The organism is Pantoea sp. M_9 (genome assembly GCF_008631385.1).
GTDB classification, from domain to species: Bacteria; Pseudomonadota; Gammaproteobacteria; order Enterobacterales; family Enterobacteriaceae; genus Pantoea; species Pantoea eucrina.
On sequence record NZ_VWUF01000003.1, the window covers coordinates 269,226 to 288,254 of the forward strand.

General features: G+C 56.2%; 16 protein-coding genes. All 16 read left to right on the forward strand.

Features of this window, described 5'->3' with window-relative positions:
• The first annotated feature begins 70 nt into the window (after positions 1 to 70).
• On the forward strand, positions 71 to 859 hold the full coding sequence (gene otsB, locus F3I15_RS08120; protein WP_150017394.1) for a trehalose-phosphatase: 789 nt from the start codon (positions 71 to 73) through the stop codon (positions 857 to 859).
• Positions 856 to 2,292, forward strand: coding sequence for an alpha,alpha-trehalose-phosphate synthase (otsA, locus tag F3I15_RS08125; protein ID WP_108569269.1), 1,437 nt, complete (start codon positions 856 to 858; stop codon positions 2,290 to 2,292). Before otsB ends, otsA begins: the two co-directional genes overlap by 4 nt.
• 1,082 nt (positions 2,293 to 3,374) lie before the next feature.
• A complete protein-coding gene (flhD, locus tag F3I15_RS08130) occupies positions 3,375 to 3,725 on the forward strand; it encodes a flagellar transcriptional regulator FlhD (protein ID WP_065649518.1) in 351 nt (116 codons plus the stop codon).
• On the forward strand, positions 3,725 to 4,303 hold the full coding sequence (gene flhC / locus F3I15_RS08135) for a flagellar transcriptional regulator FlhC (RefSeq protein WP_071668763.1): 579 nt from the start codon (positions 3,725 to 3,727) through the stop codon (positions 4,301 to 4,303). The genes flhD and flhC overlap by 1 nt, the downstream gene beginning before the upstream one ends.
• A gap of 133 nt (positions 4,304 to 4,436) precedes the next feature.
• The gene (gene motA, locus F3I15_RS08140; RefSeq protein WP_150017395.1) at positions 4,437 to 5,324 is read left to right on the forward strand and encodes a flagellar motor stator protein MotA; all 888 of its coding nucleotides are present in this window, start codon (positions 4,437 to 4,439) and stop codon (positions 5,322 to 5,324) included.
• Positions 5,321 to 6,337, forward strand: a complete 1,017-nt coding sequence (gene motB, locus F3I15_RS08145; protein WP_150017396.1) for a flagellar motor protein MotB — start codon at positions 5,321 to 5,323, stop codon at positions 6,335 to 6,337. Before motA ends, motB begins: the two co-directional genes overlap by 4 nt.
• Positions 6,338 to 6,347: 10 nt before the next feature.
• A complete protein-coding gene (gene cheA, locus F3I15_RS08150; RefSeq protein WP_190314976.1) occupies positions 6,348 to 8,324 on the forward strand; it encodes a chemotaxis protein CheA in 1,977 nt (658 codons plus the stop codon).
• 22 nt (positions 8,325 to 8,346) lie between these two features.
• The gene (gene cheW, locus F3I15_RS08155) at positions 8,347 to 8,844 is read left to right on the forward strand and encodes a chemotaxis protein CheW (RefSeq protein ID WP_150017398.1); all 498 of its coding nucleotides are present in this window, start codon (positions 8,347 to 8,349) and stop codon (positions 8,842 to 8,844) included.
• A gap of 69 nt (positions 8,845 to 8,913) precedes the next feature.
• A complete protein-coding gene (locus F3I15_RS08160) occupies positions 8,914 to 10,590 on the forward strand; it encodes a methyl-accepting chemotaxis protein (protein WP_150017399.1) in 1,677 nt (558 codons plus the stop codon).
• Positions 10,591 to 10,755: 165 nt separating this feature from the next.
• Positions 10,756 to 12,432: a methyl-accepting chemotaxis protein gene (locus tag F3I15_RS08165; RefSeq protein ID WP_150017400.1), complete on the forward strand. Its 1,677-nt coding sequence runs from the start codon at positions 10,756 to 10,758 to the stop codon at positions 12,430 to 12,432.
• Between the two features lie 214 nt (positions 12,433 to 12,646).
• Entirely contained in the window at positions 12,647 to 14,326 is a 1,680-nt protein-coding gene (locus F3I15_RS08170) for a methyl-accepting chemotaxis protein (protein ID WP_150017477.1), read from the forward strand.
• Between the two features lie 103 nt (positions 14,327 to 14,429).
• Positions 14,430 to 15,305 carry a protein-glutamate O-methyltransferase CheR gene (cheR, locus tag F3I15_RS08175; RefSeq protein ID WP_039384010.1) on the forward strand — a complete coding sequence of 292 codons (876 nt, stop codon included), beginning with the start codon at positions 14,430 to 14,432 and terminating at the stop codon, positions 15,303 to 15,305.
• Positions 15,302 to 16,351, forward strand: a complete 1,050-nt coding sequence (locus tag F3I15_RS08180; RefSeq protein WP_150017401.1) for a chemotaxis response regulator protein-glutamate methylesterase — start codon at positions 15,302 to 15,304, stop codon at positions 16,349 to 16,351. The genes cheR and F3I15_RS08180 overlap by 4 nt, the downstream gene beginning before the upstream one ends.
• Before the next feature lie 39 nt (positions 16,352 to 16,390).
• Positions 16,391 to 16,780, forward strand: a complete 390-nt coding sequence (cheY, locus tag F3I15_RS08185; protein ID WP_039384013.1) for a chemotaxis response regulator CheY — start codon at positions 16,391 to 16,393, stop codon at positions 16,778 to 16,780.
• Positions 16,781 to 16,789: 9 nt separating this feature from the next.
• Positions 16,790 to 17,431 carry a protein phosphatase CheZ gene (cheZ, locus tag F3I15_RS08190; protein ID WP_150017402.1) on the forward strand — a complete coding sequence of 214 codons (642 nt, stop codon included), beginning with the start codon at positions 16,790 to 16,792 and terminating at the stop codon, positions 17,429 to 17,431.
• A 171-nt stretch (positions 17,432 to 17,602) separates the two neighbouring features.
• Positions 17,603 to 19,024: a YchO/YchP family invasin gene (locus F3I15_RS08195; protein WP_150017403.1), complete on the forward strand. Its 1,422-nt coding sequence runs from the start codon at positions 17,603 to 17,605 to the stop codon at positions 19,022 to 19,024.
• The last annotated feature ends 5 nt before the right edge of the window (positions 19,025 to 19,029 follow it).

A 19,029-nucleotide genomic window follows, 5' to 3' on the forward strand; every position in this document is an offset into this window, starting at 1 on the left:
TTTACCCTAAGAATTTTATCTGCAGCACGCCTCTGAACATCCTGATGTTTTACTCATAAAAGGAGGAGACGTGACATCTGTGGTAAGCGAGACCAATACCCTGCCGTCGTTAAGCGGCGGCCTTTACGCCTTCTTTTTTGACGTTGACGGCACGCTGGCAGCGATTGAAGCACAGCCCGATCAGGTCACCATTCCCGCCCGCGTTCGTCAGCATCTGCAGCAGATCTCTAATCTCAGCCACGGTGCACTGGCGCTGGTATCCGGACGGCCAATATTCCAGCTGGATAAACTGGCAGCGCCGCTTGAAGCGCCAGCGGCGGGCGTGCACGGCGCAGAGCGCCGCGATGCAACTGGCCAGATCCATCGTCATGCGCTGCCAGATACGGTTGCCTCAGCGCTGCATGATGAGCTGGAACAGGCATTCAGCCAGTGGCCAGGGGCAGTGCTGGAGGCAAAAGGTATGGCGTTTGCGCTGCATTTCCGCAATGCCCCTGAGCATGAACAGGCAATTATGCAGCTGGCGGAACAGATCGTTAGCCGCTTCTCTGAGTTGACGCTGCAGCCGGGCAAATGCGTGGTTGAAATCAAACCTGAGGGAATCGATAAGGGCGCAGCTATTAACGCCTTTATGCAGGAAGCGCCTTTTGCAGGACGTATTCCGGTGTTTGTGGGTGACGATCTCACTGATGAAAAAGGCTTTCTTGCGGTCAATGCGCTACAGGGTATCTCCGTCAAAGTTGGCGAAGGTTCCAGTGAAGCGCGTTACCGGCTGCCGGATACCGGCGCTGTCTGGCAGTGGCTGGAGCAACTATTATTACAATTAGAGCATGACAATATTGGTAAGGAGTTCAGGTTATGAGTCGTTTAGTCGTGGTATCTAACCGTATTGCTATCCCCGACGGAAGTAAAAGCAGCGCAGGCGGTCTGGCCGTAGGTATTCTTGACGCGCTAAAAAACACCGGGGGTTTATGGTTTGGCTGGAACGGAGAGATCAGCGAATATTCGGGTGAAGAGGAAGAGCCGCTGGCAAAACTGGAGCACGATGGGATCACCTACGCTTCATTCCCGCTCAATCAGAACGATTACGATCAATATTACTGTCAGTTTTCTAACACGGTGATCTGGCCCGCCTTCCACTATCGGCTCGATCTGGTGCAATATCAGCGTGAAGCCTGGGAAGGGTACTGCCGGGTGAATACGGCGCTGGCTCATCGTCTCAAACCGCTTATTCAGTCTGATGATGTGCTATGGATCCATGATTACCATCTGCTGCCGTTTGCCGCCGAGCTGCGCAAGCTGGGCGTGACCAACCGAATCGGTTTCTTTTTACATATTCCTTTCCCGACGCCGGAAATCTTCAATGCGCTGCCGCCGCATCAGGAGCTGCTGGAGATGCTGAGCGATTACGATCTGCTGGGCTTCCAGACCGAATCGGACCGGGTTGCGTTTCTCGACAGCCTCAGCCAGCAGACGCAGCTGCAAAATAAAGGCGAGAAAAAGCATCGGGCTTTCGGCAACACCTTTATGACCGAAGTCTATCCGATCGGTATTGAACCTGACGCGATCAAAGAGATGGCCGAAGGGCCGCTGCCGCCTAAGATGGCTGCGATGAAGCGCGAACTGGGCGATGCCAAAAATATCATCGCCTGTGAGCGCCTCGACTACTCCAAAGGCCTGCCCGAGCGTTTTCTGGCTTATGAAGCGCTGCTGGAAAACTTCCCGCAGCACCGCGGGAAAATACGTTACTCGCAGATTGCGCCGACTTCACGCGGCGACGTGCAGGCCTATCAGGATATCCGCCACCAGCTGGAGACTGAAGCGGGCCGCATCAACGGTAAATATGGCACGCTGGGGTGGACGCCTCTCTACTACCTCAACCAGCATTTTGATCGCCGTCTGCTGATGAAAATTTTTCGCCTCACCGATGTCGGCCTGGTAACACCCCTGCGCGACGGTATGAACCTGGTGGCGAAAGAGTATGTAGCGGCACAGGATCCGGATGACCCGGGCGTGCTGGTCCTGTCACGCTTTGCCGGTGCAGCGAACGAGCTGACGTCAGCGCTTATTGTGAATCCTTACGATCGTGATGAAGTGGCTGCTGCGCTGGATAAAGCACTCACTATGTCGCGTACGGAACGCATTACCCGCTATAACGATATGATGGCGGTACTGCGTAAACAGGATATTTCACACTGGCGCGAAACGTTCCTGCACGATCTTAATGCGCTGCCCGCGCGCGGCGACGATCACGGGACGGCAAATAAAGTTGCCACGTTTCAGAAACTGGCATAACCGTTAACCGAAAGCGGTCTCGGGGGAGTGCGTTAACGCACTCCCTTTTTTATTGCCGTGCGTTTGCCAAAAAGCGTTATTAAAAAGAGAAACCTGGCTAAGCATATTTGTCAGTCTGCCAACTGCTGCCGAACGGCCTATCCGGATGTGCTCCGGCAAAAAGCGATGAAACCGAAGCGGCAATACAGAAGAAATCGATTTCATACCTTGTGACGCTAACCGGTTGATGAGCGAGCAATGTGCGGCATTCGGCGCAAAAATAGGCATGATTTTGTAAGTTTTGTTATCAGCGCTAAAGTTTTTGCTGGCCAGGCCGATGTTAGTTATACATCAGTGCGTTTTCTGTACCACCCATTCATTTTGCTAATGTAACAACCAGTTACATCCACACCCGTTTTCTCACCTTTGCTGACGTTATCTTGACACTTCGTTTGTCACGCGCCATCACGTTTTACATGCCCCTTACGGTGCAAGAGTGGTGCCTTCAGGCAATATTCCCTGTAAGTGATTAATTTAAAACTTATTAAACCAGGGGTTTTCTGGTGTTTTGTGCTGCAACAGAGAGCCAGTGTAGCGAGATATGATGAGATAACCGCAACATGACAACGAAAGGATCGGCATAACGTGACCTGTGTCGACTAAATGGAAATATGAGAAATTCCTTAGGAAATATTAGCGAAAAATTTGAAATTTGAGCAAAAAATAGACAATACGCAAGCATCCCTGAAGCTTCGGTTAAAAAATTTGCCTTAAAAGTGTGATCCAGATCACACTTTATCTAAAATTCCGGTCCGGTCACGTTGTATGTCGGATAGAGACCATATAGATTTGCGTTGTTTTCAGATTAGTCTTAAAAAACGATAAAAAGACATCAGGGAAGAAAGTTGAGACTCAGGAAAAAAATGGCCTGGAATTTTGACTGCTACTACTGAATGTCCCGGTAGGAAATGAAACAATTAAATATATGTTGGCTTATGCCTGATTTTATTTTTTGCCATCTTTAGATTTACCAACCAGCAACCCGAACCATAGAGATTAAATTCTGTGGCCGTATATATGTCGCGTCTATCAGGATGGAAAAAATGGGTACATCAGAATTACTAAAACATATATATGACATCAATCTGTCATATTTACTGCTCGCGCAGCGCTTAATTAACCAGGAAAAACCGTCAGCGATGTTTCGTCTGGGTATTGATGAAGCAATGGCGGATGCACTCGCTCAGCTCACTTTACCTGAAATGGTAAAGCTGGCTGAAACGAATCAGCTGGTATGTCAGTTCCGCTTTACCGATCACAATTTGATTAATCGTCTTACTCAGGAGTCACGGGTTGACGATCTGCAGCAAATTCACACCGGGATCCTGTTATCCAGCCGTCTGCTGCGCAGCGTTTCAAAAACTGAAACCAGCACCAAAAAGAGGGCTGTATAATGAGCGATAAAAGTATCGTTCAGGAAGCGCGTGATATTCAGCTGGCTATGGAGCTGATCACGCTGGGTGCCCGTCTGCAGATGCTGGAGAGTGAAACGCAATTAAGTCGCGGTCGCTTAATTAAATTATATAAAGAGCTGCGCGGTGCGCCGCCGCCAAAAGGCATGCTGCCATTCTCTACCGACTGGTTCATGACGTGGGAACAGAATATTCACGCCTCAATGTTCTGTAACGCCTGGCAGTTTTTACTCAAAACCGGCTTAAGCAGCGGCGTGGAGGCTGTCATTCAGGCCTACCGTCTCTACCTTGAGCAGTGTCCGCAATCGGACGAGGGCCCGCTGTTGGCGCTGACGCGCGCCTGGACCCTGGTGCGATTCGTTGAAAGTGGGATGCTGGAACTCTCTGACTGCAAAAGCTGTCACGGCAGCTTTATTAATCATGCACATCAGCCCGCAGGCAGCTTTGTCTGCAGCCTGTGCCAGCCGCCTTCACGTGCCGTAAAAAGACGTAAACTTTCTGCAGATACTGCCGATACCTTTCCACAACTGCTGGATGAACAGGTTAAACGCGCCGTTTAAGTATGTTCGCATTGTGGAAGCCATCCAGCAGCGGGTTACCCCCGCTGCTTTTTTTTGCCTCCGATTTGTGAATATCGCCTGCGGCCCTCTGGCTTAACTTCCACCAACACGTTACGGACGTAAGGATGTTTTTGTGCTGATTATTCTGGGTTATATCGTGGTCCTTGGTTCCGTGCTGGGCGGTTATCTGATGGTCGGCGGCCATTTAGGAGCGCTTTATCAGCCATCTGAACTGCTGATCATTGGCGGGGCAGGTGTCGGCGCATTTCTGGTCGGTAATAACGGTAAGTCTATTAAGAAGACGCTTAAGGCGCTGCCGCTGCTGATGCGCGGCTCCAAATATAATAAAGCGGTCTATATGGATTTAATGGCGCTGCTTTATCGGCTGATGGCGAAATCCCGTCAGCAGGGCATGCTGTCGCTGGAACGCGATATTGAAGATCCCTCGCAGAGCGAAATTTTTGCTAATTATCCGCGTATTTTAACCGATAAACAGTTAGTGGATTTTATTACCGACTACCTGCGTCTGATGGTCAGCGGAAACATGAATGCATTTGAAATTGAAGCGCTGATGGATGAAGAGATCGAGACCTATGAGCATGAGTGCGAAGTACCCGCGCAAAGTTTATCTGCCATCGGCGATGGCTTACCGGCATTCGGCATTGTTGCAGCGGTAATGGGGGTCGTGCATGCGCTGGCGTCAGCCGATCGTCCGGCGGCAGAGCTGGGCGCGCTAATTGCGCACGCCATGGTGGGCACCTTCCTCGGCATCCTGCTGGCCTACGGCTTTATTTCACCGCTCGCGTCGGTATTGCGTCAGAAGTGCGCCGAGACCACCAAGATGATGCAGTGCGTCAAGGTTACGCTGCTGTCCAGCCTGAACGGGTATGCCCCGCAGATCGCCGTCGAGTTTGGACGTAAAACGCTCTATTCAACCGAGCGTCCTTCGTTCACTGAACTGGAAGAGCACGTGCGCAACGCTAAAAACCCGGCTAAACAGACTTCGGACCAGAATTCATGAAGCATGATAATCGCCCGATTGTGCTGGTTAAACGGCGCAAACATAAAAAGCATGAAGGCAGCCACGGCTCATGGAAAATTGCCTATGCCGACTTTATGACGGCGATGATGGCATTCTTTATGGTGATGTGGCTGATCTCAATTGCCAATCCGCAGGAGCTGGTTCAGATCGCCGAGTATTTCAAAACTCCGCTTAAAGTTGCGGTCACTGGCGGACCACGCAGCAGCGACAGCGAGAGCCCGATCCCGGGGGGCGGCGACGATCCGACCCAGCAGAAAGGCGAAGTAAGGAAGCAGGTGGATATGGATGCACAAAAGCGCCAGCTGGATGAGATCCGTCTTAACCGGCTGCGCGAAAAGCTCGATCAGCTGATTGAAGCCGATCCGCGCCTGAAAGCGCTGCGACCGCATCTGATTATTAACATGGTGGAGGAGGGGCTGCGTATTCAGATTATCGACAGCCAGAACCGCCCGATGTTTAAAACCGGCAGCGCTGAAGTTGAACCCTATATGCGCGATATTCTGCGCGCGGTTGCGCCGCTGCTGAACGATATTCCGAACAAAATCAGCCTCTCTGGTCACACCGATGACTTTCAGTATGCCAGCGGTGAACGCGGCTACAGTAACTGGGAGCTCTCCGCCGATCGGGCAAATGCGTCCCGCCGCGAGCTGGTTATCGGGGGCCTGGACAGCAACAAAATGCTGCGCGTCGTGGGGATGGCCGCCACGATGAAGCTTAAAAACCGTGGCGCTGATGATGCGGTCAACCGCCGTATCAGCCTGCTGGTATTAAATCATGATACTGAAGCCGCCATTGAAAAAGAGAATGCCGAAAGCGATGCCGTTCAGGTCAGCGATCCGGCACAAATGATTCCCACTATCACTGCACCAGCCGGACCGGCTGCGTCGGCAGCGACCGCACCGACCGCTCCGGCGGCTCCGGCAGCGCCCGCCGTCACCGCAGCGCCCGCTGCGGGTGTGGTAACACCAGACCAACCCTCACAGCCGAGGTGATCCCGTGAGCATGGACATCAGCGATTTTTACCAGACGTTTTTTGACGAGGCCGATGAGCTGTTAGCGGACATGGAGCAACACCTGTTGGGACTGGATCCCCAGGAGCCCGATGCCGAACAGTTAAATGCCATTTTTCGTGCCGCACACTCTATCAAGGGCGGGGCGGGCACGTTTGGCTTTACGGTTTTACAGGAGACAACTCATATCCTGGAGAACATTCTGGATGGTGCGCGCCGCGGCGAAATGCAGCTCAGCACCGACATCATCAACCTGTTTTTGGAAACCAAAGATATTATGCAGGAACAGCTCGATGCGTATAAAACTGCGCAGGAGCCTAATGCGGAGAGCTTTAACTACATCTGCGAGGCGCTGCGTCAACTGGCACTGGAAGCGAAAGGTATTCTGCCTGAAGCGCCTGCTGCTGCGGTAGTCGATATCCCTGCGGCGGCGACGGCTGCCAGCCGCGGCCTGCGCCTGCAGCTGGTCGATCTCAAAGAGAAAGAGCCAGAGCTGATGCTGGAGGAGCTGAGCAATCTCGGCAGCGTAACCGACGTCGTTAAAGGCACGCATTCACTGGAAGCCACAATTGAAGGTGTGGATAAAGATGACATCGTTGCGGTGCTCTGTTTTGTCATCGATGAAGCGCAGATCCGCTTCCCGCAGGCAGAGGCCGCCGCCCCGCTTGCTGTAGCAGCAGATGAAACGGTAACCGCGCCGCCGCAGAGCGCGACGGTAACGGATATCACACCGGCAGTAAAACGTGAAAGCAAACGCGCCGCGGCGCCGGCCAAAGCGAGCGAGTCCAGCAGTATTCGCGTGGCGGTGGAGAAGGTGGATCAGCTGATTAACCTGGTCGGCGAGCTGGTCATTACCCAGTCGATGCTGGCGCAGCGTTCCGGTGCGCTGGATCCGGTCGCCCATGGCGATCTGCTCAACAGCATGGGCCAGCTGGAGCGCAACGCGCGCGACCTGCAGGAGTCGGTAATGTCGATTCGTATGATGCCGATGGAGTATGTGTTCAGCCGCTTCCCGCGTCTGGTACGCGACCTCGCGAGCAAGCTCGGTAAAGAGGTTGAGCTGACGCTGCTGGGCAGCTCAACCGAGCTGGATAAGAGTCTGATTGAGCGCATTATCGATCCGTTAACTCACCTGGTGCGCAACAGTCTGGATCACGGTATCGAAACGCCGGAAAAACGCCTGGCAACCAATAAAACCGCCACGGGTAACCTGACGCTCTCTGCTGAGCACCAGGGCGGTAATATCTGTATTGAGGTGATCGACGACGGAGCCGGCCTGAATCGCGAGCGCATTCTGGCTAAAGCGCTCTCTTCAGGGCTGCCGGTCAGCGACAGCATGAGTGATGAAGAAGTCGGCATGCTGATCTTTGCTCCTGGCTTCTCTACCGCTGAGCAGGTCACCGATGTCTCCGGACGCGGCGTGGGTATGGACGTGGTGAAACGTAACATCCAGGAGATGGGTGGCCATGTCGAAATTGCGTCGAAACAGGGCAAAGGCACAACCATTCGTATTCTGCTGCCGCTGACGCTGGCAATCCTGGATGGCATGTCGGTGCGCGTAGCGGATGAAGTCTTTATCCTGCCGCTGAACGCCGTTATGGAATCGCTGCAGCCAACGGCAGAAGAGCTGAAGCCGCTGGCTGGCGGAGAGCGCGTGCTGGAAGTGCGCGGCGAATATCTGCCGCTGGTTGAACTGTGGAACGTCTTTGATGTGCAGAATGCCAAAACCGATGCGACGCAGGGGATTGTGGTTATTCTGCAGAGTGCGGGCCGCCGCTATGCGCTGCTGGTCGATCAGTTAATTGGTCAGCATCAGGTGGTGGTGAAAAACCTGGAGAGTAACTACCGCAAAGTGCCGGGTATCTCTGCTGCCACCATTCTGGGAGATGGCAGCGTAGCGCTGATTGTGGACGTCTCCGCACTGCAGTCGCTGAACCGTGAAAAGCGTGTGGCCGGTGCCGCAGCATAACTGATAAATAAAGGGCAAAAAAATGACTGACATGGCAACCGTGACCAAAATCGCTGGCGAAACCGTCGGCCAGGAGTTTCTGGTTTTCACCCTGGGTGATGAAGAGTACGGCATCGATATTCTTAAAGTGCAGGAGATCCGCGGCTACGATCAGGTGACGCGCATCGCCAATACGCCGGAATTTATCAAAGGGGTGACCAACCTGCGCGGCGTTATCGTGCCAATTATCGACCTGCGCGTGAAGTTCTCGCAGCCGGACGTCGAGTACAACGATAACACCGTGGTGATTGTGCTCAATCTGGCGCATCGCGTGGTCGGCATTGTGGTGGATGGCGTTTCCGATGTGCTGTCGCTGACGCATGAACAGATTCGGCCGGCACCGGAGTTCGCCGTGACGATGTCTACCGAGTATCTGACCGGACTCGGCGCGCTGGGCGAGCGCATGCTGATTCTGGTCGACATTGAAAAGCTGCTCAGCAGCGAAGAGATGGCGCTGATGGATACGCTGCGCAGCGTATAAATATGACCGCCGGGCCGCCTCAGAGCGGCCCGTTTTCTTTACCACTATCCTGTTTCGATGGACCCCATTATGTTTACCCGACTTCGTGTTGTCACCAGCCTGCTGGTGGTACTGGTACTTTTTGCTGCCCTGCAGCTGACGTCCGGATCGCTGTTTATCCGGGCACTGCATCATGACAAAACCAGTTTTTCTGCCTCTCAGCTCTCGGCGCAGAATCTTGCGGCGATCACCGATGCTTATATGAGCCTTAACCAGAGCCGGGTGGTGTTGACGCGTATGCTGCTGCGCATCACTACCGGCAAACTGGAGGGGAAAGAGGCGGATGTCAGCGAACTTTACTTACAAAGCCGGGATTTCCAGCAGCGTGCTGCGGACAACTTTACTCTGTTCCGCACTCTGCCCGATACGCCGGGGCTGGATAAACAGCTTAATCAGCAGCTGGAGCAGAGCTATAGCGCTTACAGTCAGGCGCTGGCTGCGATGCAGGCTGCACTGCAAAATAAAGATATGGTGCAGGCGTATAAAGCGCCGGTAGCGCCCAGCCAGAGCGCCTTTTACGCTGATTACACGCGCTGGCGGGCCGACCAGAACCGTCTTACGCAGGCTGGCGCAGAAGAAAACAGCGCGGCCTATGCCCGTATGCTCTGGCTGATTGGTGCCGTGATGACCGTTGTGATTGCCGTCGGGGTGCTGTGCTGGTTCGGGCTGCGCCGGATACTTATCCAGCCGCTTAATCAGAGCATTCAGCATATCCGGCATATTGCGCAGGGCGATCTTACCCAGCCGATTACCATCACCGGGCGCAATGAGATGAGCCAGCTGGCCACCAGCCTGCATGAGATGCAGCAGGCGCTGACGCGCACGGTCAGCGACGTGCGCGACGGCGCGGATGCGATCTTTACCGGTGCCAGTGAAATCTCAGCCGGTAATAACGATCTGTCGGCGCGCACCGAGCAGCAGGCTGCATCACTGGAGCAGACGGCGGCCAGCATGGAGCAGCTGACGGCCACGGTGAAGCAGAATGCTGAAAATGCCCGTCAGGCGTCGCAGCTGGCGCTGACCGCTTCAGGCACGGCGCAAAAAGGCGGCACGGTTGTTGAGGGGGTGGTCTCGACAATGAAAGATATTGCCGGCAGTTCAAAGAAAATTGCTGATATTATCAGCGTCATTGATGGCATTGCCTTTCAGACCAATATTCTGGCGCTTAACGCTGCGGTGGAAGCTGCCCGCGCTGGCGAACAGGGGCGCGGCTTTGCCGTCGTGGCCGGTGAAGTACGCAGTCTGGCGCAGCGCAGCGCTCAGGCGGCCAAAGAGATCAAAGGGCTGATTGAAGATTCAGTCCGGCGCGTTAACAGTGGTTCGGTGCTGGTAGAGAGCGCCGGTGAGACCATGGGTGAAATAGTCAGTGCGGTGACGCGCGTCACCGATATCATGGGCGAAATTGCTTCAGCCTCTGATGAGCAGAGCCGCGGTATCGATCAGGTGGGCCACGCGGTCACCGAAATGGATCGGGTCACTCAGCAAAACGCGGCGCTGGTTGAAGAGTCGGCCTCAGCTGCTGCTTCGCTGGAGGCGCAGGCCAGCCGCCTCAGCCAGTCGGTGGCGCTGTTCCGCATTACGCGAGGCGCTGCGCAGGCGACTGGCGTGCGCCATCCGCAGATTGCCCCGCCTGCGGTTGCGGTCGCCGCCGCACCGCGCCGTGCGGCCACGACCGCAGGCGCAGAGAGCCACTGGGAAACCTTCTGACTGCCGTTATGCCCTCCGTCGCGCGTGACGGAGGGCAGTTTTTTTAGTTATTAATCAGGATCAAAAGCTTCAATAGGGCCGGACAGGTGCAAAGAAGCGTAAACCGTCTCAATTAATCGCGGCTGGCGTCGATAACAGGGTGTCAAAATTCTTCCTGGAGACACCATGTTAAAACGTATCAACGTCGTTACCAGTCTGATCGCCGTGCTGCTGATTTTTGGCGCGCTGCAGCTGCTCTCGGGCGGCCTGTTCTGGTCAGCGCTGAACAAAGATAAAGAGGCGTTTGCCGTCGCACAGACCTCTACCAATAATGTTGCCGCTATGTCAGATGCGTGGATTGAGCTTAATCAGACCCGCACCGTGCTCAACCGCGCCATGCTGCGTATGCAGGGCAGCATGGCAGCGCAAACCAACGGCGGACAGCTCAATGCGCTGATTGCCCAGACGGAAAAGCAGCTGAGCGTGGCTGCAGATCACTACCAGCGTTACTACAACCTTCCTTCCACACCAGGTCTGCCGGAAGTCTTAACCGAACGGCTGGAGTCTGACTACAACGCGTTTAACGACGGTCTGAAAGCGATGCTCGATCGCCTGAAAGCCAACGATCTGCAGGGCATGTTTGCGCAGAATATTGAGGCGCGCCAGGTCAAAATGAAAGCGACCTATGAAGAGTGGCGTACTGCCCAGGCGGAACTTGCGGCGAAAGGCGTCGTCCAGAACCAGCGCGCCTTTACCACCATGATGTGGCTGCTGGCCGCGGTGATGGTTGTGGTAATCGCGGTGATCGCGGGCTGCTGGTTTGGCCTGCGGGTGGTGCTGATCCGTCCGCTGCACGCGCTGCTGGGACATATCCGTCATATCGCATCCGGCGACCTGACCCAGCCGATTCAGGTGGAAGGGCGCAATGAGATGAGCCAGCTGGCGGCCAGCCTGCATGAGATGCAGCAGTCGCTGGTGCGTACCGTCAGCGATGTGCGCGACGGCTCTGACGCTATTTTCACCGGTGCCAGCGAAATCTCAGCGGGCAACAATGACCTTTCCGCCCGTACCGAAGAGCAGGCGGCCTCGCTGGAACAGACGGCTGCCAGTATGGAACAGCTGACTGCAACGGTAAAACAGAACGCTGAAAATGCCCGTCAGGCGTCGCAGCTGGCGCTAAGCGCTTCTGATACCGCCCGTAAAGGCGGTGATGTGGTGGAAGGCGTGGTGCGTACCATGAGTGATATTGCCGGCAGTTCAAAGAAGATTGCCGACATTATCAGCGTTATCGACGGGATTGCGTTTCAGACGAATATTCTGGCGCTCAACGCTGCCGTTGAAGCGGCACGCGCCGGCGAGCAGGGTCGCGGCTTTGCTGTCGTAGCGGGTGAGGTGCGCAGTCTGGCACAGCGCAGCGCTCAGGCGGCGAAAGAGATTAAAGGGTTAATCGAAGAGTCGGTCACGCGGGTTAACGCCGGTTCGCAGCTGGTCGGGACCGCCGGTGACACCATGAGCGATATTGTCGGTGCCGTCACGCGCGTCACCGATATCATGGGCGAGATCGCCTCGGCGTCAGATGAACAGAGTCGCGGTATCGATCAGGTGGGGCACGCGGTCACTGAGATGGATCGCGTGACGCAGCAGAACGCGGCTCTGGTCGAGGAGTCCGCTGCCGCCGCCGCGTCACTGGAAGCGCAGGCGAGTCGTCTGAGTCAGTCGGTTGCCGTGTTTCATATTCCGCGAACTGCAGCGCCAGCCGCTCAGCGTCTGACAGAGAGCAGAAAACCGCAGCCGCTGCGCAGCCCGGTGCGCAAAACCGCCACCGCCGCCCCGGCCAGCGATGCGAACTGGGAAACGTTTTAAGGGATTTTACCAGGTCGGCATGAATGCCGACCCTACGCCCCCATACACTGCGCATCCAATCCCGGTAACCCCGCAGGGTGCACATTACTGCGCGCCTGGCCCGGTCTGCCTTACTGTCACCTCTGCACCCAACGCATAAACTGCGCGCCACGTGCATAAAGATCCCCTCATCCACGCCGATAACTACAGCGATCCGCCAACCAATGAGGTGTTTATGTTTAGTCGTATTCGTGTTGTTTCCGGCCTGCTCTGCGTGCTGGCGCTGTTTGCGCTGCTGCAGCTCTTTTCCGGTGGGATGTTCTTCTCAACGGTAAAAGCCGATAAAGATAATTTTGCCTATAACCAGCGCCTCAGTACCCTGCAGCGCGCCATGGGCACCTCCTGGGTATCGCTGGTGCAGGCGCGTAATACGCTGAACCGCGCCGGTATTCGCTATCTACAGGATAGCCAGATGGCGGGATCGGGGGCCACGGTGAAAGAGCTGGTTGCGCTCGCCAATGAGGAGCTGCAAACCGCCGATGCGGGCTTTGCCGATTTTAATGCCAGCCTTTCGGAGCAGGGCAAGAGTGCAGCAAACGTGCTGGCGCTGCAGGCCAACTATAAAGCCTACCGCGATGCGCTGGCTGAGCTGGTGGTTTTTCTCGGCTCAGGCAACTTCAAAGGGTTTGTCGATCAGCCTACGCAGAGTCTGCAGGACAAATTTGAAAAGGATTACAACGCCTGGCTCACTACTAACCTTGGCCTGGCGCAGCAGGGCGTTGACGCCAATGAGAGCGCATATCGTCACGCCATTATGCTGGTACTGTGCACCCTGCTGGTGACGCTGCTGGTGATTATGCTGGTCTGGAGCGGAATGCGCTCGGCGCTAATCCGGCCGCTCAAGCAGAGCATTGAACATATCCGCCACATTGCCCGGGGCGATCTGACCCAGAGCGTTGACGTCAGCGTACGTAACGAAGTGGGCGAACTGCTCAGTTCGCTGGCAGAGATGCAGCAGGAGCTGGCGCGCACGGTGCGTACCGTACGCGATGGATCCGACGCTATCTATACCGGCGCGAGTGAAATCGCGATGGGCAATAACGACCTCTCTTCACGTACCGAACAGCAGGCGGCTTCGCTGGAGCAGACGGCTGCCAGCATGGAGCAGCTCACCGCCACGGTGAAGCTGAATGCAGAAAATGCACGTCAGGCATCGCAGCTGGCGCTTAACGCCTCAGAGACCGCGCAGCAGGGCGGCAAAGTGGTCGATGGCGTGGTAAGCACCATGAAAGATATCGCCGGCAGCTCGAAGAAAATTGCGGACATCACCAGCGTGATTGACGGTATCGCATTCCAGACCAATATCCTGGCGCTGAACGCTGCCGTGGAAGCGGCACGCGCCGGTGAACAGGGACGCGGGTTTGCGGTGGTGGCAGGTGAAGTGCGCAGTCTGGCACAGCGCAGTGCTCAGGCGGCCAAAGAGATCAAAGCGCTGATTGAGGACTCTGTCAGCCGCGTCAATACCGGCTCGGTGCTGGTCGAAAGCGCAGGTGAAACCATGAGTGAGATCGTCAGCGCCGTGACGCGTGTGACCGATATCATGGGTGAAATCGCTTCCGCCTCCGATGAGCAGAGCAAAGGTATCGATCAGGTAGGCGTGGCCGTGACGGAAATGGACCGGGTAACGCAGCAAAACGCCGCGCTGGTTGAAGAGTCTGCGACGGCCGCTGCCGCACTGGAAGAGCAGGCCAGCCGCCTGAAACAATCCGTTGCCGTGTTCAATATTGGTAAAGAATTTGTCGCGCAGGCCGTTAACGTATCTACAGCGTTAAAAAAGGTATCGCCGGTTGCGCAAAAAGCGCTGGCACCCGCTACTGGCGCACGCGGCGCTGATGATAACTGGGAAACCTTTTAATGCCGCCGGGCCGCTTTGGGCGGCCCGCTTACCCGGTAAGAACCGGCAGCAGTGTAGCAATCAGAGCACTATCACTTAACAGTTTGTTGCCGGATGGCCCGAGATGAAGAAATCGACGTTCCTCGATCAAAATGAGCCGACCACGCTGCTTGCGCAGATGGTGCAGCGTCTGCCGCTTTCCGATACGCACTTTCGCCGTATCAGCCAGCTGATCTATCAGCGCGCGGGTATTGTCCTGGCCGATCATAAGCGTGAAATGGTCTATAACCGCCTGGTTCGCCGGCTGCGGACGCTGAATATCGACGATTTTGGCCGCTATCTGGCGCTGCTTGAACAGGATCCAAACAGCGCAGAGTGGCAGGCGTTTATCAATGCGCTGACCACTAACCTGACCTCGTTTTTTCGCGAAGCGCATCATTTCCCGATCCTGGCAGAGCACGCCCGGAAACGCAGCGGCAGCTACAGCGTCTGGAGTACCGCCGCGTCAACCGGAGAAGAGCCCTATTCGATTGCGATGACGCTGGCTGAAACGCTGGGCACCGGGCCGGGCAAATTTCAGGTTCACGCCAGCGACATCGACACGCAGGTACTGGAGAAAGCGGTAGCGGGCGTCTATCGCCAGGAGGAGCTGCGCACGCTGTCGCAATCGCAGCTGCAGCGTTTCTTTCTGCGTGGCACCGGCCCGCATGAAGGCATGGTGCGCGTCCGCCCTGAACTGGCAGGTATGGTGCACTACTCGCAGCTTAATCTGCTGGCTAATGAGTGGGCGCTGCCTGGCCCGTTTGACGCAATTTTTTGCCGCAACGTAATGATCTACTTCGATAAAGAGACTCAGGAAAAAATCCTGCGCCGTTTTGTTCCGCTGCTGAAGCCGGGCGGAGTGCTGTTTGCCGGGCATTCAGAAAACTTCAGTCAGATCAGCAAAGAGTTCTGGCTGCGCGGGCAGACCGTGTATGGGCTGACTAAGGAAAGACGATGAGCAAAATCACCGTGATGTGCGTGGATGACTCGGCGCTGATGCGCCAGCTGATGACGGAGATCATCAACAGCCATCCCGATATGGAGATGGTCGCGACGGCACCGGATCCGCTGGTGGCGCGGGATTTAATCAAACAGTACAACCCGCAGGTGCTGACGCTGGATGTCGAGATGCCACGCATGGATGGCCTCGACTTTCTGGAAAAACTGATGCGTCTGCGGCCGATGCCGGTGGTGATGGTCTCCTCTCTCACCGGTAAGGGATCGGAAGTCACGCTGCGCGCGCTGGAGCTGGGCGCGGTGGATTTTGTCACGAAACCGCAGCTGGGGATCCGTGAGGGGATGCTGGCTTACAGCCAGATGATCGCCGACAAAATCCGCGGTGCGGCACGGGCGAAGCTGCATACGCGCGCCGTGTCGCCGGCGCCGGTCACGCTGAAAGCGGGTCCGCTGCTCAGCAGTGAAAAGCTGATTGCGATCGGCTCCTCCACCGGCGGTACGGAAGCGATCCGCCATGTACTGCAGCCGCTGCCGGCGACCAGTCCGGCGCTGCTGATCACGCAGCATATGCCGCCGGGATTTACCCGCTCGTTTGCCGAACGGCTGAACAAGCTCTGCCAGATCACCGTGAAAGAGGCGGAGGATGGCGAACGTATTCTGCCGGGCCACGCCTACATCGCGCCAGGCGCGATGCATATGGAGCTGGGGCGTAGCGGAGCGAACTACATTGTAAAACTCAATGATGGCCCGCCGGTTAACCGGCACAAACCCTCCGTGGATGTGCTGTTTCGCTCGGTGGCCGTCAATGCAGGACGAAATGCAGTGGGCGTCATTCTGACCGGGATGGGAAATGATGGCGCGGCCGGGATGCTGGAAATGCATCGCGCAGGTGCCTGGACCATCGCGCAGGATGAAGCCAGCTGTGTGGTATTTGGCATGCCGCGCGAAGCAATAGCGATGGGCGGCGCCAGCGAAGTGGTCGATCTGGGCCACATCAGCCAGCATATGCTGGCAAAAATTAGCGCCGGACAGGCATTGCGAATTTAACGAGCCCGTCCTGCCGGACGAGACAACACAGGAGTAGATATGGCTGATAAAAATATGCGCTTTTTGGTAGTGGACGACTTTAACACCATGCGTCGCATCGTCCGCAACCTGCTGAAAGAGCTGGGTTTCAATAACGTTGAAGAGGCTGAAGATGGCGTTGATGCGCTGAATAAACTGCGCGCAGGCGGCTTCGACTTCGTGGTCTCTGACTGGAACATGCCAAACATGGATGGCCTGCAGCTGCTGCAGACCATTCGCGCCGACGCCACGCTAAGCAAGCTGCCGGTGCTGATGGTTACGGCAGAAGCGAAGAAAGAGAATATTATTGCTGCCGCTCAGGCTGGCGCCAGCGGCTACGTGGTGAAACCTTTCACCGCCGCCACGCTGGAAGAGAAGCTGGGTAAAATTTTCGAAAAACTGGGCATGTAAGGAGATGTGATGAGCGACCTTCCGAAATCAACTGAAGAAGCCTCGGCACACGACATCATTGCCCGAATCGGCTCGCTGACGCGTATGCTGCGCGACAGCCTGCGTGAACTCGGGCTGGATCAGGCGATTGCCGAAGCCGCAGAAGCGATCCCGGATGCCCGCGATCGTCTGGATTATGTAGTACAGATGACGGCGCAGGCAGCAGAACGCGCGCTGAATAGCGTGGAAGCGTCACAGCCGCATCAGGATAAGATGGAAGCGGGCGCCACGCAGTTAAAAGGGCGCTGGGATGCGTGGTTTGAAAACCCGATTGAGCTTGCTGATGCGCGCGAGTTGGTTTCGGATACGCGTGAGTTTCTCGCTGAGGTACCGCAGCACACGTCATTCACCAACAAGCAGCTGCTGGATATCATGATGGCGCAGGATTTTCAGGACCTGACGGGTCAGGTGATCAAGCGCATGATGGATGTCATCCAGGAAATTGAACGGCAGCTGCTGATGGTGCTGCTGGAAAACATGCCGGAGGCAAACGCGGCGGCGCGCAAAGAGGCCACCAGCCTGCTGAACGGTCCGCAGATCCACGCCAATGCCCCTGGCGTGGTCTCCAGTCAGGATCAGGTTGATGACCTGCTGGACAGCTTAGGTTTTTAACCGCAGCGCAGAGACAGGCAGCCGGTCTGTCTCTGCACTGCTCTGCCCTACGCCCGCACCGCTTTTCGTAAATCCTCCTAAATTGCCTGCAGAATCAGCAGAGTGTGATAAGGTTAGATCTGCAGTTTTGTGATCGCCGTCTACTTTATTACCGAAACGATAGCTGATTTTATGTTGCCACTGCTTATCCGCACACTTCTGCCACTCTGCCTGACTGGCGTAGCGCTGCCTGCGCTGGCGCTGACGACCGCTACCCGCGTGGATGATGCCCCCTTTACCGATCCCGCTCACTTCCGGCAAATGGCCGATAACCTGCCGGCGCTGGGCTATCACGCCGATACTGACCTCTTCAGTAAAAAACTGGCGACCATTGCAAAGAGCATTGGTGAAGCGAGCCAGAACGGTGACAGTGAGACGTCGCTCGGACAGCAGGCCGGGATCTGGGCGTTTAATCACTTTCGCGATGAGGTGGCCACCCGGGTGGCGGATGAAGGTCAGCTGCTGCTGTCGCCCTACGGGCAGGCGCAGATCGATCTGAATGTCGACATGGAAGGCAACTTCAGCGGCAGCGGGGCGTCGCTGCTGACGCCGTGGGCCGATCGCTATAACTATCTGACCTTTAGCGAGCTGGGCGTGCATCAGACGGATGATGGGCTGATTGGTAATGCCGGTCTGGGTCAGCGCTGGGTGGCGGGCAACTGGCTGCTCGGTTATAACGGATTTGTCGATCGTATGTTTGACAGCGGACTGCAGCGGGCATCAGTGGGTACGGAAGCCTGGTCTGACTTTTTACGCTTTTCAGCCAATTACTACACGCCGCTCTCAGGCTGGCGCAACCGCAATCCGTTTCAGCAGCAGCGGCTGGCGCGCGGCTATGACGTGACCACGCGCGGCTATCTGCCTTTTTATCGTCAGCTGGGCGTCTCCGTCAGCTGGCAGCAGTACCTGGGCAACAACGTGGATCTGTTCAACTCCGGCAACACGTATCACAACCCCTCTGCGCTGACGCTGGGTCTCTCCTATACGCCAGTGCCGCTGGTCACCGTTTCCGCCAGCCACAAAACCAGCAGCGAAGGGGAGAGTCAGGATCAGCTCGGGCTGCATCTTAACTACCGCTTCGGCGTGGCGCTCAGTCAGCAGCTCAGCCCGGATAACGTTGCAGCCACCCGTTCGCTGCGCGGCAGCCGCTATGATACGGTGACGCGCAGCTCGACGCCGGTTCTGGCTTTTCGCCAGCGAAAAACCTTTTCTGTTTTTCTCGCCACGCCGCCGTGGCAGCTGAATCCTGGTGAGAGTCTGCCGCTGAAAGTGCAGATCCGCAGCGCGAATCCGGTACGTAAAGTAAGCTGGCAGGGCGACACGCAGGCGCTGAGTCTGACGCCGGGGACCCGGCCTGACGATCCGCAGGGCTGGAGCATTATTATGCCCGCCTGGGACAATTCGCCAGGCGCAACGAATCACTATCGTCTGTCGGTGACGGTTGAAGACAGCAAACAGCAGCGGGTGACGTCAAACTGGATCGATCTTCAGCTGCAGCCGCCGGTAGCACTGGAGCCACAAAACCAGGACAGCTTCGATATCATGGCGCCCTGATCGTA